The following is a 13461-nucleotide window of genomic DNA, read 5'->3' as shown; positions in this document are numbered from 1 at the left end:
CGCAGCGGCGCTTGCTTGAAATCGCTCTGGGGGCTGTGCCAAGGTCGCCTGCGAACGGGAGACCTCGATGGCCATCTACGAACTCGACGGGCAGGCGCCCGAGCTGCCGGCGGACGGCAACTACTACATCGCCGACAATGCCACCGTGATCGGCCGGGTGAAGCTCGCCAAGGAGGTCACGGTCTGGTTCGGCGCGGTGATCCGCGGCGACAATGACTGGATCGAGATCGGCGAGAGCTCCAACATCCAGGACAACGCCACCTGTCACGTCGATCCTGGCTTCCCGCTGCGCGTCGGCCGCAACGTCACCGTCGGCCATAACGTGATCCTGCACGGCTGCACGGTCGAGGATGATGCCCTGATCGGCATGGGCTCGATCATCATGAATGGCGCGCATATCCGCCGTGGCAGCGTCGTTGGCGCCGGCGCCATCATCACCGAGGGCAAGGATTTTCCGGAATACTCGCTGATCATCGGCGCGCCCGCGCGTGTCGTGCGCACGCTGGAGCCGGCGCAGGTCGAGCGCATGGGCATCGCGGCCAAGGCCTATGTCGCCAAGGGACCGCGCTACACCAAGGGTCTGAAGAAGATCGGCTGACGTCACGGCCGATGGAGTCGGAGATTCTTCACGTCCCTTCGGACTCGCCTGCCTCCACTGCGCTGGCGACACGTTCGTGGCCGCTCGCCCACAGCGCATGCTGTTCGCTGCCGTCCTGATAGGGATTGGCCTCGGCCGGAATGTTCGCGCGCGCGGCGCGCTCGCCCTGTTCGAACGGATCGGGGTCGGTGCTCATGCTGACGTCCTGCTCCTCTGCTTCGGCTTGTGCTTCGACTGGTTTCTGGACTTGTCGTCGGGCTCGTTCTTGCGTTTGCGCGCAGGCTTGCCTGCGCCATCGCCATCCTCCGCAGCGCTCTTGCGCAGCGCGTCCTTCAGATCCGCCGGCACGCCGTGCTTTTCCAACAGGTCCATGAACGCCTCGTCGGCGAGGTCCTGCAGACTCAGCATCTGATCGCGGCCGAGCTGCTTGAGCTTGTCGAACGTGTCCTCGTCGAAGGCGATCAGCTTGCGCACGGCTCCTTGCTCTCCTCGCCCCATCAATCCTCTCCGATCAACATTCGTTCCGGAACGCGGTCCGTCCGGCTGGGTTGAAGTGTAAAGGGAGACGGTCCCATGGCCAGGTTTTCATTGGGCACCTTGATCGTGATTGCAGGCCTCGGCACGGCCACTGCGGTGTTCGCGCAAGGCGGTGGCGGCGGTGCGGGAGGCGCTGGCGGTGGAGCGAGCGCGGGTGGCGCGGCGAGCGCGGGAGCCGCCGGCATCGGCACGACCGGTACCGCTGCAGGATCAGGGAACGTCGCCGGTCTCGGCAACGCGCAGAACGAAGCCGGAAGCGGCAGCAATCCCTCGCGGCTGTCGCAACCGGGGGCGGCAGCTGCAAACGGGACTAACAGCCTCGGCACAGCGCAGTCGTCCGGCTCGGGCGCAAGCCGGGTGGGGTCGAGCAATTCCGGCGTCACGACCGGCGTGGGTCGTGGAGCGGGAGGCACCGCGGCGACGGGACCGAACCGCGCCAGTGATACCGATGAGCAGGTTCAGCAGGAGAACAAGACGGCCGACCGGAAGGTGAAGAGCATCTGCCGCGGTTGCTGAATATTGCCCGCGGCTCCGGACGTCACGTAACGACATCGAGATCGCGCAGATGTGAGCGGGGTTGCCCGCGCGCCGTTCCAAATCCGGCTTAGAGACATTCGATGGACAGTACCGAGTGCAATGACATTGTCATGCCGGTTGAATTTGGAGACGGATAGATGCGCAAGAGATTGATGGGATTGCTGGCGGGGGCCGTGATCGCGGCGGCGATGATGCCCGGCATGGCGTCGGCGCACGGGCCGGGCGGTTTCCATCATGGCTTCGGCCATCGTGGCTTTGGCCCGGGTTTTGGACTCGGGTTTGGCTTGGGTTTTGGTTATCCCGGCTACTACGGATACGGAGGCTATCCCTATTACTACCCGTACACCTACGAGGACCTCGGCGGCTGTTACGTCGCCCGCAAGCGTGTGCGGACAGCGCGCGGCTGGCGCTTCCGCAACGTCGAGGTGTGTGAATGAAGCTTGGGCGAGGCGACCGGCCGATCCGGTCACTTCGCCTTAACGACATCTCGTGACGATTTGTTGCCGCTCCGATCGGCGGAGCGGCGGCGGAGAAGTAGCTGGCGCAACGCTTGCATGGGATCCAGGCATGATCAACACACTCACATCCCCTGAACTCACGTTTGTCTTCATGGGCGTCGTCGTCAGCCTGGGCGCCGCGCTGGTCTGGATGGCCTGGGAGCTCGAGCAGGGCGGCAGGCAGCTGGCGAAGATCCGTCGCGACGATCGTCGCCTGCGCTAGCAGCCGACGGTCCGGCGCCCGCATGAACGCAAGCGACATGCGGCAAGCGACATGCGGGAAGCCTCGCGGGCGCAGTCTGACGGGTTCGCTCGCCCGGGCCGCGGCTGTCAGCTCAGCACGCCATATTTCTTGAACCACGCCTGCATCTGCGCCCAGCCGTCCTCGGCGGCGTCCTTGCGATAGCTGGGGCGATAATCGGCGTGGAAGCCATGCGGCGCGCCGGGATAGATCTTGAACTCAGCGGTCTTCTTGTTGTCGGCGAGCGCGGTCTTCATGGCTTCGACGCTGGCGACGGGAATGCCGGTGTCGGCTTCGCCGTAGAGGCCGAGCACGGGCGCCTTCATCTCGGGTGCGAGCTGCGTCGGGCTCTTCGGCCAGGCGGGATTGGGCGGATCGATCAGCGGGCCGTAGAACGCAACGCCCGCCTTCAGCGCCGAACTATGCGCCGCATATTCCCACACGGTGCGGCCGCCGCGGCAGAAGCCGACGATGCCGAGACGCGAGGTGTCGCCGCCCTGCGACTTGGCCCAGGCCACCGTCGCGTCGAGGTCCGACAGCAGCTCCGCGTCGGGCTTGGCATTCACGATCGGCAGCAGGTCCTTGATCTCGGTGATCTTGGTGAGGTCGGTCCCGCTGCGGAAGTAGTAGTCCGGCGCCACGGCGAGCGCGCCGAGCTTGGCGAGACGGCGCGTCACGTCCTTGATGTACTGATGCAGGCCGAAGATCTCCATCGCGACCAGCACGACGGGCGGATTGCTGGCGCTGGCGGGGCGCGCGAAATAGGCCGGCATGTCGCGGTCGCCGACCTTGATCTTCGCATCTCCGGCATTCAGGCCGCTGGTGTCGGTGGTAATGACCTCGGCCCGCACCGGGCCGGCAGCCAGCGTGTAGCCGGCCGTCACGGCAGCGGACGCGGTCATGAAGCCGCGGCGTGAGAAGGGGGCGACTTTTGTCAGCCCGATGACATCGGACGTCAGTGCTGGATCGGCGGACATGGGGGCTCCTCTGCGTCTTACGGGCGCATTGAGCCGAGAATTGACGGGGAAAAGCAAGTCACCAGCCGGAGAGCCGCGGCGTCGGATCCGTTCCGGGCGGTCGAACGCGCCGCCACAAAAAACAAGGCCGTCGGCGCAGTATGGCGCCAACGACCTTGCCAGCCCCGGATATTGAAATTGGCCCTGTGCCATCCTGAAATTGGCTCGCCATCCGGTGAAGGCAGGATGGCGTGACTCCCGGTTTCAATCTGTGAAGCACTTCACAGGATCCTGGGAATATTCGGCGGGAATTCTACGAGCAGGCGTCGGGACCGGCCGTCTCAGGATCGGTTGCGACGATGCCGATGGCCGCCGCGGCTGGCATGGGCGCGGGCGCGGATGCTGCGGTTGCGTGGAGCAGGCGCGGCCTGCTCCGAGCTCTGCGTGCTGGCGAACGACTGGCGCAGGCCATCGATGGAGTCCTTCAGGGTCGAGACCTGGTCCGACAGGCGCTTGGTGTCGGCCTGCTGGGCCGCGAGCAGGCGGCGCATGCTCTGCAACTGCTCCTGCATCATCTGCAACTGGTCGATCGATTCCTGCTGGGTGGCCTCCAGGCCCTTGGTCTTCTCCACCAACTGCTCGGACGCCTGCACCGTGCGCGCCTGCAACTGCCGCGTCACCGCGCCGCGCTCGGCTTCCGGCGCGCCGCCATAGGCACGCCACAACATGATGCCGCCGATGCCCGCGATCAGCACCACGAGCGTCGCGGCTGCGAGCGCGATCGGCTGGGCGCCCTTGACGGGGGCCGGGCTGAGCTTCTCGGGGTAGCGTCTGGTGTCGCGCGTCACCGGATTCATCACGAAACCACCCAAATTGAAAAAGCTTCGGATGCTCCTCCCGAAAACTGGGAGAGGCGAAAAACTCGAGCAGAGAACGCTGTCCGCCCAGCCCGCAAATCGTGCATCTGGCGAACGAACCAAGTCGTCAGGTTTTGATTAGGAAATCCGACAAAAGCGAGGCCTGCAAGCCCGAAATGGCGCGCCCGCCGCATGCACCACGCCGGTTCCGGGGCGCGGTCGCGACCAGCCGAAAACTGCGGCCGGACAAATGCTTACTGCGTTGCGCTGCAGTTCCGGCAGATCGTGAGCTTCTGCTTGAGGCGGGCCTCGTCGGCGAGGTCGGCCGCCTGTTCCTCCTCCCAGCTCATCCGGCCGCGATAGCCGGAGCTCGACTGCGCGGACATCACGTCGACCCGCGAGTCGCCACGGCGCTTCGCGCCTTTGCGCGACGTGCCGATGTCCGGCTCCGTCACCATCTCGGTGTCGGCGTCGGAGGTGGCGACACGGCCGTCCCAGTCGGCCGCAGCGCTCGTCGGCTGCGCGGTAATCACCGCGGGCGTAGCGGCCATCGCCGGCGCGGCTGGGCCCGCCGCGGCCAGCGGTCCCGAGCAGCCGGCGCCGGACATGCAGCAGTTCGCCAGGGTCAGGGCCGCGGCCAGCAAGGTCGCGCTTCGCAGGATCATCATCATGCCGAAAACCTAAACCCGACGGTCGAGGGAAAACAAGGTTGGCCGGCCGTTGCCGCGCCCCGCCTGCGACATATCGTCAAAGCAAGGCCAAAAAAAGTTGCGGCCAGGCCTTGGGGGAGGCCTGGCCGCGCGCGAACCGGTCTGGGACGGGGAGGGGTGGGGATGTGACCGGGTCGCGTAACTCGAATTCGTGTCTCGCCTCTCTGATCAGCGCTTGCGGACGCCTTAGCGTTCTCTGGCGCTGGCGGTGGCCACTGCCGGGCGACCGTCGCCGAGCGAGACCCAGACGTTGGGGTCGCTCTGCGACTGCCGCTTGACGAAGCGGTAGCCGGTCTCGGTCCAGGCGACGACGCTCTCGTTCTGATTGTCGAGCACGTACTCGCCCTTGTCGGTCTTCACGGTGAGGACGGCGTGTCCTTCACCCTTCTTGTCGCGCACCACCGTGATCAGCAGCGCCTCGCGGGGCCAGCCGGCATCGATCAGCAGCTTGCGCTTCAGCAGCACGTAATCCTCGCAGTCGCCGTAGCCGTCCGTCGGCAGCGACCATTTCTCGACCACGCCCCAATGGTCCATGTCGGTGATGGGCTTGACGTTCTCGTTGACCCAGCGATTGACCTTTAGCAGATCGCGCCAGGCGGTCTGGGACAGCACGATGTCGCGGGGCTGCGACGCGCCGCCGCGGCATTCCTCGGGCGCCTCGGTGCAGAACTCGACCCAGCCGATCGGCGCCCGTGCGGTGTCGCCCAGGCTCGCATAGAGCACCCGGTCATCACCGGCATGCGCCATCCCGCCCATCGCCATCAGGAAGGCTGCGACCGCCCACCCCGTTGCCTGTCCCGTCCGCTTGACCATTTTGGCCCCCGTTTTCGTTGGGACCATGTGTCTCACAAAGATTTTTCGCTGCCGCTAAATCGCCACGATGGATTTGACGCAAATCCAAGTAAAACAAAGGGCTTATTCGACTTTCACTTGAATCGAATCTAGCTAAAATTTGAATCATTCGCGGTTGAATCGAATGCGCTGCATTAAGCCGGGAACCGCTGCCGTTGCAGGGTCCCCTGCGCTTTTCCCGTCAACTATTAACTGCGCCGGATCACCTGTGCGCTGGCCGAACGCCACACGGCGCCCGTGGTGGCGGACGCCGTGTGCTCCGTGAAGTTGCGGGATTTCAGAGGCTTGCGGCTTTACCGCGCGGTAACGCTGTCTTCGAGCGTTTCGGCGAGCTGGGCGTGCGTGAACTCGATCGCGAAGCCGCCTTCGAGATTTCGCACCACGCGCGCCTGGACGCGGCCGAGCATGACCTGCGATTTCAGCGGCGGCCTGGTCTCGGCCGCAATCGCCGCGCCCGACAGCGACATGTCGATGATGCGGCAGGTCATCTTGGTGCCGTCCTCGAGCGTCAGCACCGCGATCGGGTTGCGCGGAATGATACGGTCGTGGCGGCGATCCTCCGGCAGATTGAGGATGTCGCGGTTGGCGAGCCAGGTCAGCTGCGCGGCGAGCTTGTCGCGCTTGCGCGCGGTGGCGCCGATCGTCATGGCGAAGCCGTTGTCGATGATGCGGGTGATCTTGCCCTCGACGCGGCCGATATGGTCGAGATAGGCGATCACGCGGTCGCCGACATTGCCGATGCCGGGCGCGAGCAGCGCCAGCCCGCCCGGCGACATGTTGATCACCTGGCAGGGAAACTCGCGCCGGTCGGGCAGCATGTAGCGGCCGAGCAGGTGGACCTTGACCCGCTGGAAACGGCGGCGCTCCTCGGCGGCCGGAAGAGAGAGTTTTTTGTTCGGCAACGCCATGTTTCGCCACTCAAAGCCGGCTCTTAGCGTGCCGGATGATCCAGTGTTGAAACTAAGTCCTTCACGGTTAATTCAGCGTTACGTTGTGCTCCTGCAGCACTCTGCCGCGGGCCATGACGAGCTGATAGAATGGGCAGGCGCGACATCGCGCCAATGACGCCAACGGAGATGGGAGAGACGTTCATGCGGAGCTTGTTGGGAGCCGTCGTGGCGGTCGTGGTCTGCGTGGTGGCTGGATCGCCGCCGGCCGCGGCAGCCGAGATGAAGGTGACCCTGCTCGGGACAGGCACGCCGACGCCGCGGCTGTCGAGCTTCAGCGCCTCGACCCTGATCGAGGCCGGGCCTGAGCGGCTGCTGTTCGACCTCGGACGCGGCTCCACGATCCGCCTGTTCCAGAAGAGCATCCCGCTCGGCAGCATCACCGCGCATTTCCTCACCCATCTGCATTCCGATCACGTGGTGGGACTGCCGGACATGTGGCTGAGCGGCTGGATCGGCACGCCCTGGGCCTCGCGCAAGGGGCCGATGGTCGTGTTCGGACCGCAGGGGACAGTGGCGATGACGGAGAATCTCACCAAGGCCTTCTCCGAGGACATCCGCATCCGCATCGATGACGAGCACTATCCGCCGGAAGGCGTCGCCTTCGCCGCGGCCGATATCGGGCCGGGTGTCGTCTACGAGCGCAACGGCGTCAGGGTCAGCGCCATCGAGGTCAATCACGGCGAGAAGATCAAGCCGGCGCTCGGCTATGTCGTCGAATTCGACGGCAAGAAGGTCGTGCTGTCCGGCGACACCAAGCCCGATCCGCGGGTGGAGAAGGCGGCGGAGGGCGCCGATCTTCTGATCCACGAGGTGGCGGTGATCGATCCCGAACTGATCAAGACCTATCCGAACTATCGTGCGATCGAGGACCATCACACCTCGCCGGAGGAGGCCGGCAGGATCTTCACCGAGGCGAAGCCGAAGCTGGCGGTCTACTCGCACATCGTGTTCGCCACCGTGAAGCCGGTCCGGGACGTGCCCGAAGAGGCGCTGATCGCGCGCACGCGGACGAGCTATCAGGGCCCGCTCGTGGTCGGGCGCGATCTCACGTCGTTCGTCATCTCGGATCAGGTCGCCGCGTTTGCGCCCGACGGCAGTCCGATCACGCCGCTGACCGGCTCACATTGAGGAGGCGGGACGGCAGCCCAGATCCCGTAGCCCGCATGAGCGCAGCGACATGCGGGGACGTCTGTCCGCCGGAGATTCACCGTCGGCGTGCGACAGCTTCGACGCGGGCACGCGATGTAAGGATGGTCTGTCCCGGATGTCGCTTTCGCCTGCGCCCTTCGGGCTCCGGCTGGCGCTCATCCGGGCCACGAAATCGGCGCTGCACTCAGCGCAGTCCCTCATACACCATCAGGCCGCGGGCGAGCGCGAGCTTGCGCAACGCGCGCGGCACGATCGGTCCGGCGGGCGGATGGATGTAGCGCCATGACACCATCTCCAGCGGACCGAGCGCGCCTTGCGGCGTCTCGAACGGGGCGAGCAGGCCGGTCAGGCTGATCGGCTCATGCGCGCGGGCGGCGAACGGCAGCAGCAGCAGTTCGAAATGCGCGGTCGTGCGATCCGGCGCCTGCGCCGTCACGCCGGCGATCGCCGGCAGCGTCTCTTCGCAGACCACCGCGGTGATCTCCTCGATCTCGCGGCGGCTGGCGGGCGCGAACTGCGCCGGAAAGCTCCTGTCCTTGACGTCGCCGCCGAGCAGGGCGCACAGCCGCGTGCCGGCCATGCGGAACGGAAAGCCGCTGTCGGCATCGCAGGACAAGACGAAGATGTCGCCGAGCAGCTCGCGCACGGCCGACGGCTCGAAGTCGCAGCGCTCCGGCGCCTTGGCATGGCCGCGCCTGTCGTTCCAATAGGCGAAGAGCTCGCGATTGGACGGATGTTTCATCTCGGTGATCCCTCGCGCCCTCGACGTCACGGAGGACATTGCTGTCCCGCTTTCGTCCAGGCGCCTCCCTGGTTTGTTTTCGCAGGAGGGGTGGTGCAGCGTCCATGCCGATGGTGCGATCGTGCCGGCTTTCCCCCGGCCTTCCGCGCGTTAAGGTTAAATTAACGATGAGCTTGGCGGCCGCCGCGCGATCGTTAACAATGCGTTCATCAGATCGCGGCCGGAAGGTGGAAGGTCCGCCGCGATACGGTGAGTTACACGCAGGCGGCGTCAAACAAGTCTGGTCGTCGCGACGGGGTGGGGTGGGGAAAACGACCCCGGGCGCTCCGGACGCGGCAAAGGCCGGCAAGTCTCGGAGGGAGGGTTTTCTCAGAACCCTCCCTCTTTCTTTTGGCGGATCGGCTGTCCTTTCGCCTCCGCAGCCCGGGGCTGCACATCAACTCTGCCGCCATGCGCTTGCACAGGCCGGCCAAAGCCGCCTATCTGACGGATCTGTTCCTCTCGTCGAAGGCGTGCGTTCCGTTGGATTCTCCCTCGTCAGACCTCACGCAGGATCCGCCGCTCCAGCAGGCGCGGGAGCCGATCCTCAATCTGCCGGGCGCACTGACCGCCTACATCCTGCTGATCGCGGTGATCCATCTGCGTGTGCTGCTGCCGGACGAGTGGAACGGCTGGATCATCGACCTGTTCGCCTTCGTCCCGAAACGATACGACCAGACCCTGATGGACGGGGCGTTTCCCGGCGGCACGCCGGCCAAGATCTGGACCTTTTTCAGCTACTCGCTGCTGCACGCCAATCTGGCGCATATCGGTTTCAACGTGCTGTGGCTGCTGCCGTTCGGCAGCGCGCTCGCGCGCCGCTTCGGGGCGGTCCGGTTCTATCTGTTCATGGCGGTGACGGCGGCGGCCGGTGCGCTGGCGCATCTGCTCACCCACGAGCACGCGCTGGCGCCGATGATCGGCGCCTCGGCCTCGGTGTCCGGCACCATGGCGGCGGCGATGCGCTTTGCCTTCGTGAGCGGCAGCTTCCTGTCGTTCACCCGCGGCGATGCCGACGCGGCGGCCAGGGTTCCGGCGCTGTCGCTGACGCGTGCGCTGCGCAATCCGCGGGTGCTCGGCTTTCTGGCAGTGTGGTTCGGCGTGAACATCGTGTTCGGCATCGGCGGCATCACGCCCGGCGCCGAGGGCGCCGACGTCGCTTGGCAGGCTCATATCGGCGGCTTCATCGCCGGGCTGATCCTGTTTGCGCTGTTCGATCCCACCCCGCATGTGCGTGACGATGCTGCGCCTGCGTTGCCATCCGACGTGGTCGACCGTTAGGTGCCGCGATCCTGCGCTTGCGAGCGCAGGTGATTTCATTCATCATTTGCGTCCACTGCAACCGGGGCACGATTCCGGATGAACGAAAGCAGGCGATTTGTGCCGCGCAGGCCAGCTTGCGGAGTGCAATGCAACCAAAGCGCGATCAGAAGGATTGGATCCGTTGCATTGCCAGACTGTTGATTGAAGACTCGCTTGACTGACGATCGCTGGAAGCATCGGCCGCAACGACGCCTCGCTCAAGAAGGCACACCGGCCCCTCAAGGAGACGAGCAATGACAGTACGTGCGATCCTCGACACCAAGGGCCATCAGGTCGAGAGCGTCGAGTCCCAGACTACACTCGCCGAAGCCGCCAAGCGGCTCGCCGACCGCAAGATCGGCGCGGTGCTGGTGATGTCGGGTTCCCGGATGGAGGGCATCCTCTCGGAGCGCGACATCGTCCGCGCGCTCGGCGAGCGCGGCGCCGCCGCGCTGACCGAGCCGGTGTCGAACGTGATGACGCGGCGGGTGGTGAGCTGCAAGCCTGCGGATACCGTCGCCTCGATCATGGAAATGATGACCAACGGCAAGTTCCGCCATCTGCCGGTGATCGAGGGCGGCGTCGTGGCCGGCCTGATCTCGATCGGCGACGTCGTGAAGTGGCGCGTCCAGGAATACGAGGCCGAGCAGGAAGCACTGCGCCAGTACATCAAGACGGCGTAGTCGCTCCGCCGCCGGTCGGCGTCACCGCGCCGATCGCTTCCTGGATGGAATCCAGCGCACGTTCGGCCGCCCTGGTGCCGAACGCGATGAGGTCGGCCGCGCGATGAAAGTCGAACCAGCCGATCTGGCCGACGCGCGGCGAGATCAGAAGGTCCGGCGGATCGCCCGCGAGGCGCGCGCGGGTGATGCGGTCCTGCATGATGTTGAAGGCGTCGACCATCACCGACGAGATGCCCGGCCGGCCGCCCTCGCCGAAGAACTGCCGCTTCACCGCGCGCTCCGGCGAGAACAGCCTGCGGAAGCGCCGCTTCGGCGGCGCGCTCTCCATCACTGTCTCCGGCACCTCGACCGGCTGGCCATGCGAGTAGATCGTCGTCGAATGCGTGAACACGTCGCTCGACAGGTTGGCGGCGATCACGATCTCGGCGCCGAGCGCGCGCGCCGCCGACACCGGCACCGGATTGACCATGGCGCCGTCGACCAGCCAGCGGTCGCCGATCAGGACCGGCGCGAAGATGCCGGGCAGGGCGTAGGAGGCGCGCATCGCGTCGACGAGGCTGCCATGGGTCAGCCAGATCTCGTGCCCGGTGCGGATCTCGGTCGCCACGGTCGCCACCTTCATCGGCAGCTCCTCGATGGTGACGCGGCCGAGCGAGGCTTCGAGTTGGGCGGCGAGCTTCTCGCCGCCGATCAGGCCGGAGCCGTTGAGGCGGATGTCGAGATAGCCGAGGATGTTGCGCATCTGCAGGCTGCGCGCCCATTCCTCCAGCGTATCGAGCTGGCCGGCCGCATAGGCGCCGCCGACCACGGCGCCGATCGAGGTGCCGACCACGACATCGGGCACGATGCCGTGCGCCATCAGGGTCCGGATCACGCCGATATGGGCAAAACCGCGCGCCGCGCCGCCGCCAAGCGCAAGGCCGATGACCGGCTTGCGGATCGTGCCGAGACCGACATCGGAACCTTCGGTTCCGTTCGCACGGCGTCCTTTCAGAATGTCCAGCACCGAGATCTCCACGCCTACGCAAACTGTGTGCAACGAGTCGGCAACGGACTCATGACGCATGACAGCCTAGCACCAGCCTACCAGAAGCATCCTTTATGCCGGGTCGACGGGAGCGCCGGATGCCGCTGATTTGAACTCTCCGCCGGAGAATGCGACCAAGTCGCGCGCTGCTTACGGGGTTCCTCCGGGACAGTTGAGTAGAGGCTTGAATTTGCCGCGTTTTTGTTCAAAAGCAAGACGATGACGACAGGTCGCGGGTTCACCAGATTCCGGCGCAGCGGGCGGCTATGGCTTGTGCTCGCCTTGTCGTGGCCGCTGACCGGGCTCGTGACGCCGCCGGCCGCGGCGCAACTGTTCAGCGACCGGCCACCGCCGATTCCGCCGGCTTCGGTGCCCGATCCCGGGGCGGCGGTGAGCCTGGCGCCACCCTCCGGCCCCGCCGCCGGTCCCATTCCGCCGCCGGCCCCGCAGGTGCTGCCGGGACCGCCCGTCGCCGCGATCCCACCCGGCGCGCCGGCTGCGATCCCGCCGGTTGCTGCTCCACCCGCCGCGGCTCCCAATCAGGGCGTGCTGTCGCTGTCGGCGCGGTTCGGAAAGGACCTGCCGAACATCAATGGCGGTCTGGTCTGGCGCGTGTTCGCCGACCGGCCGGACGAATCCGGCGCCTTCAAGATGCTGCGCGAGGATCGCGGCCCGACGCCGAACATCGTGCTGCCGCCCGGCACCTATGTCGTGCATGTCGCGCTCGGCCTCGTCAGCGCGGTCAGGTCGGTGAACCTGAAGACGGAGACCGATCGCGAATCTTTCGTGCTGCCGGCCGGGGGCCTGCGCCTCGAGGGCAGGGTCGGCACCAGCAAGATCCCGCAGAACCAGATCTCGTTTGCCATCTACAAGGGCAGCCAGTTCGACGGCCGCGAGCGGGCGCCGCTGGTGCCGAACGTCGCCGCCGGCGACATGCTGATGCTGCCGGAGGGCACCTATTACATCGTCTCCAACTATGGCGACGCCAACTCGGTGGTGCGCTCCGACATCCGCGTCCAGGCTGGCAAGCTCACCGACGTCACGGTGACGCACCGCGCCGCGGTCATCACCTTGAAGCTCGTCTCCGACAAGGGCGGCGAGGCGCTCGCCAACACCGCCTGGTCGGTCATCAACCCCGGCGGCGACGTGATCAAGGAATCGATCGGCGCCTTCCCCAAGGTCGTGCTGTCCGAAGGCGACTACCGCGCCATCGCCAAGAACGAAGGCAAGGTGTTCGAGCGCTCCTTCAGCGTCGTCAACGGCGTCGACGGCGAGGTCGAGGTGCTCGCGCGCTGAGCGGCTCGCACGCGAAATGGCCCCGCAGAAGGACACCGACTCTCCCCGCTATCTATGAGAGCCAGTCTCCGGGAGAGCCGCATGCAGATATCCCACATCATCCGCCAGGCCATCGAGATCGGCGAGCGCAAGGGCTGGATCACGTTCGACGAGCTGAACGCACTTTGCCCGGGTAACACAGTCGAACCCGAGGACATCGAGCGGATCATGCGGGCGCTCAGCGACGCAGGCATCCGTCTCGAGGAGGACTGATGCAAGAACAGCGTTTTTGGCAGGAGCGCGCCTGACCACGGGTGTCGTCCCGGCGAACGCCGGACCCATACCGCGGATGCTATCGGGGGACGTCGCTGTCAGTGGTCCGCATCACCGCGGCCGGTGGCTATGGGTCCGGCTCAAGGCCGGGACGACAGCGGTGATTGTCGAAGCAGTGGTGCGCGACACGACTCGCTAAGTCGTGCACATCTGCCCGTCGGGTTACTTTGTCGCAG

Annotated in this window: 18 protein-coding genes; 9 read left to right on the top strand and 9 right to left on the bottom strand. The window is 66.1% G+C overall.

What is annotated here, in order from left to right:
- The first annotated feature begins 67 nt into the window (after nucleotides 1-67).
- On the top strand, nucleotides 68-598 hold the full coding sequence (locus QW861_RS04600) for a gamma carbonic anhydrase family protein (protein ID WP_316170253.1): 531 nt from the start codon (nucleotides 68-70) through the stop codon (nucleotides 596-598).
- A 28-nt stretch (nucleotides 599-626) separates the two neighbouring features.
- Here QW861_RS04600 and QW861_RS04595 read toward each other — a convergent pair whose 3' ends face one another.
- Both QW861_RS04595 and QW861_RS04590 read right to left on the bottom strand, forming a co-directional pair.
- Nucleotides 627-794 (bottom strand): hypothetical protein, encoded by a 168-nt coding sequence (locus QW861_RS04595; RefSeq protein WP_316164487.1) that lies wholly within the window; start codon nucleotides 792-794, stop codon nucleotides 627-629.
- Nucleotides 791-1096: a hypothetical protein gene (locus QW861_RS04590; RefSeq protein WP_315749454.1), complete on the bottom strand. Its 306-nt coding sequence runs from the start codon at nucleotides 1094-1096 to the stop codon at nucleotides 791-793. Before QW861_RS04590 ends, QW861_RS04595 begins: the two co-directional genes overlap by 4 nt.
- Before the next feature lie 75 nt (nucleotides 1097-1171).
- Between QW861_RS04590 and QW861_RS04585 the strand changes: the two genes are divergently transcribed.
- The 3 genes from QW861_RS04585 (at nucleotide 1172) to QW861_RS04575 (ending at nucleotide 2392) form a co-directional block, all read left to right on the top strand.
- Nucleotides 1172-1651 (top strand): hypothetical protein, encoded by a 480-nt coding sequence (locus tag QW861_RS04585; RefSeq protein ID WP_316175593.1) that lies wholly within the window; start codon nucleotides 1172-1174, stop codon nucleotides 1649-1651.
- Between the two features lie 158 nt (nucleotides 1652-1809).
- Nucleotides 1810-2109 carry a hypothetical protein gene (locus QW861_RS04580; protein WP_316192748.1) on the top strand — a complete coding sequence of 100 codons (300 nt, stop codon included), beginning with the start codon at nucleotides 1810-1812 and terminating at the stop codon, nucleotides 2107-2109.
- A gap of 130 nt (nucleotides 2110-2239) precedes the next feature.
- Complete coding sequence (locus QW861_RS04575) at nucleotides 2240-2392, top strand: hypothetical protein (protein ID WP_315715000.1); 153 nt, start codon at nucleotides 2240-2242, stop codon at nucleotides 2390-2392.
- A 107-nt stretch (nucleotides 2393-2499) separates the two neighbouring features.
- Here the strand turns inward: QW861_RS04575 and QW861_RS04570 are convergent, their stop codons facing one another.
- From QW861_RS04570 to QW861_RS04550, 5 genes are all read right to left on the bottom strand, one after another.
- The gene (locus QW861_RS04570; RefSeq protein WP_409977902.1) at nucleotides 2500-3312 is read right to left on the bottom strand and encodes a dienelactone hydrolase family protein; all 813 of its coding nucleotides are present in this window, start codon (nucleotides 3310-3312) and stop codon (nucleotides 2500-2502) included.
- A 395-nt stretch (nucleotides 3313-3707) separates the two neighbouring features.
- Nucleotides 3708-4223, bottom strand: coding sequence for a hypothetical protein (locus tag QW861_RS04565; RefSeq protein ID WP_315714681.1), 516 nt, complete (start codon nucleotides 4221-4223; stop codon nucleotides 3708-3710).
- A 254-nt stretch (nucleotides 4224-4477) separates the two neighbouring features.
- The gene (locus tag QW861_RS04560; protein WP_315714680.1) at nucleotides 4478-4894 is read right to left on the bottom strand and encodes a hypothetical protein; all 417 of its coding nucleotides are present in this window, start codon (nucleotides 4892-4894) and stop codon (nucleotides 4478-4480) included.
- Between the two features lie 225 nt (nucleotides 4895-5119).
- Nucleotides 5120-5746 carry a transglutaminase-like cysteine peptidase gene (locus QW861_RS04555; RefSeq protein ID WP_315714679.1) on the bottom strand — a complete coding sequence of 209 codons (627 nt, stop codon included), beginning with the start codon at nucleotides 5744-5746 and terminating at the stop codon, nucleotides 5120-5122.
- Between the two features lie 332 nt (nucleotides 5747-6078).
- Nucleotides 6079-6693: a PilZ domain-containing protein gene (locus QW861_RS04550; protein ID WP_315714678.1), complete on the bottom strand. Its 615-nt coding sequence runs from the start codon at nucleotides 6691-6693 to the stop codon at nucleotides 6079-6081.
- A gap of 183 nt (nucleotides 6694-6876) precedes the next feature.
- Here QW861_RS04550 and QW861_RS04545 point away from each other — a divergent pair, with 183 nt between their 5' ends.
- Nucleotides 6877-7863, top strand: a complete 987-nt coding sequence (locus tag QW861_RS04545) for an MBL fold metallo-hydrolase (RefSeq protein WP_316192747.1) — start codon at nucleotides 6877-6879, stop codon at nucleotides 7861-7863.
- Nucleotides 7864-8068: 205 nt separating this feature from the next.
- On the opposite strand, the gene QW861_RS04540 is transcribed toward QW861_RS04545, so the two are convergent.
- Entirely contained in the window at nucleotides 8069-8626 is a 558-nt protein-coding gene (locus QW861_RS04540; protein WP_315826219.1) for a PAS domain-containing protein, read from the bottom strand.
- 522 nt (nucleotides 8627-9148) lie between these two features.
- Here QW861_RS04540 and QW861_RS04535 point away from each other — a divergent pair.
- Together QW861_RS04535 and QW861_RS04530 are read left to right on the top strand one after the other, a co-directional pair.
- Complete coding sequence (locus tag QW861_RS04535; protein ID WP_316192789.1) at nucleotides 9149-9946, top strand: rhomboid family intramembrane serine protease; 798 nt, start codon at nucleotides 9149-9151, stop codon at nucleotides 9944-9946.
- 275 nt (nucleotides 9947-10221) lie between these two features.
- On the top strand, nucleotides 10222-10650 hold the full coding sequence (locus tag QW861_RS04530) for a CBS domain-containing protein (RefSeq protein WP_315714675.1): 429 nt from the start codon (nucleotides 10222-10224) through the stop codon (nucleotides 10648-10650).
- On the opposite strand, the gene QW861_RS04525 is transcribed toward QW861_RS04530, so the two are convergent.
- Nucleotides 10637-11656, bottom strand: a complete 1020-nt coding sequence (locus tag QW861_RS04525; protein WP_315714674.1) for a patatin-like phospholipase family protein — start codon at nucleotides 11654-11656, stop codon at nucleotides 10637-10639. The two genes, QW861_RS04530 and QW861_RS04525, sit on opposite strands and share 14 nt — an antisense overlap.
- A 240-nt stretch (nucleotides 11657-11896) precedes the next feature.
- On the opposite strand from QW861_RS04525, the gene QW861_RS04520 reads away from it, so the two are divergent.
- The gene (locus QW861_RS04520) at nucleotides 11897-12973 is read left to right on the top strand and encodes a hypothetical protein (RefSeq protein ID WP_315714673.1); all 1077 of its coding nucleotides are present in this window, start codon (nucleotides 11897-11899) and stop codon (nucleotides 12971-12973) included.
- An 81-nt stretch (nucleotides 12974-13054) separates the two neighbouring features.
- Nucleotides 13055-13225, top strand: coding sequence for an RNA polymerase sigma factor region1.1 domain-containing protein (locus QW861_RS04515; RefSeq protein WP_316170248.1), 171 nt, complete (start codon nucleotides 13055-13057; stop codon nucleotides 13223-13225).
- Nucleotides 13226-13461 lie beyond the last annotated feature (236 nt).

This window comes from Bradyrhizobium sp. SZCCHNRI1029, assembly GCF_032487555.1.
Taxonomy (GTDB): Bacteria; Pseudomonadota; Alphaproteobacteria; order Rhizobiales; family Xanthobacteraceae; genus Bradyrhizobium.
Note: the sequence above shows the minus strand (reverse complement) of the source record. Positions and strands in the feature narration are given on the sequence as shown.

Excerpts from the sequence above, each read along its gene's own strand:
- QW861_RS04600 (WP_316170253.1), top strand. The coding sequence starts at position 68 with ATGGCCATCTACGAACTCGACGGGCAGGCGCCCGAGCTGCCGGCGGAC.
- QW861_RS04595 (WP_316164487.1), bottom strand. The coding sequence starts at position 794 with ATGAGCACCGACCCCGATCCGTTCGAACAGGGCGAGCGCGCCGCGCGC.
- QW861_RS04590 (WP_315749454.1), bottom strand. The coding sequence starts at position 1,096 with ATGGGGCGAGGAGAGCAAGGAGCCGTGCGCAAGCTGATCGCCTTCGAC.
- QW861_RS04585 (WP_316175593.1), top strand. The coding sequence starts at position 1,172 with ATGGCCAGGTTTTCATTGGGCACCTTGATCGTGATTGCAGGCCTCGGC.
- QW861_RS04580 (WP_316192748.1), top strand. The coding sequence starts at position 1,810 with ATGCGCAAGAGATTGATGGGATTGCTGGCGGGGGCCGTGATCGCGGCG.
- QW861_RS04575 (WP_315715000.1), top strand. The coding sequence starts at position 2,240 with ATGATCAACACACTCACATCCCCTGAACTCACGTTTGTCTTCATGGGC.
- QW861_RS04570 (WP_409977902.1), bottom strand. The coding sequence starts at position 3,312 with ATGACCGCGTCCGCTGCCGTGACGGCCGGCTACACGCTGGCTGCCGGC.
- QW861_RS04565 (WP_315714681.1), bottom strand. The coding sequence starts at position 4,223 with ATGAATCCGGTGACGCGCGACACCAGACGCTACCCCGAGAAGCTCAGC.
- QW861_RS04560 (WP_315714680.1), bottom strand. The coding sequence starts at position 4,894 with ATGATGATGATCCTGCGAAGCGCGACCTTGCTGGCCGCGGCCCTGACC.
- QW861_RS04555 (WP_315714679.1), bottom strand. The coding sequence starts at position 5,746 with ATGGTCAAGCGGACGGGACAGGCAACGGGGTGGGCGGTCGCAGCCTTC.
- QW861_RS04550 (WP_315714678.1), bottom strand. The coding sequence starts at position 6,693 with ATGGCGTTGCCGAACAAAAAACTCTCTCTTCCGGCCGCCGAGGAGCGC.
- QW861_RS04545 (WP_316192747.1), top strand. The coding sequence starts at position 6,877 with ATGCGGAGCTTGTTGGGAGCCGTCGTGGCGGTCGTGGTCTGCGTGGTG.
- QW861_RS04540 (WP_315826219.1), bottom strand. The coding sequence starts at position 8,626 with ATGAAACATCCGTCCAATCGCGAGCTCTTCGCCTATTGGAACGACAGG.
- QW861_RS04530 (WP_315714675.1), top strand. The coding sequence starts at position 10,222 with ATGACAGTACGTGCGATCCTCGACACCAAGGGCCATCAGGTCGAGAGC.
- QW861_RS04520 (WP_315714673.1), top strand. The coding sequence starts at position 11,897 with ATGACGACAGGTCGCGGGTTCACCAGATTCCGGCGCAGCGGGCGGCTA.
- QW861_RS04515 (WP_316170248.1), top strand. The coding sequence starts at position 13,055 with ATGCAGATATCCCACATCATCCGCCAGGCCATCGAGATCGGCGAGCGC.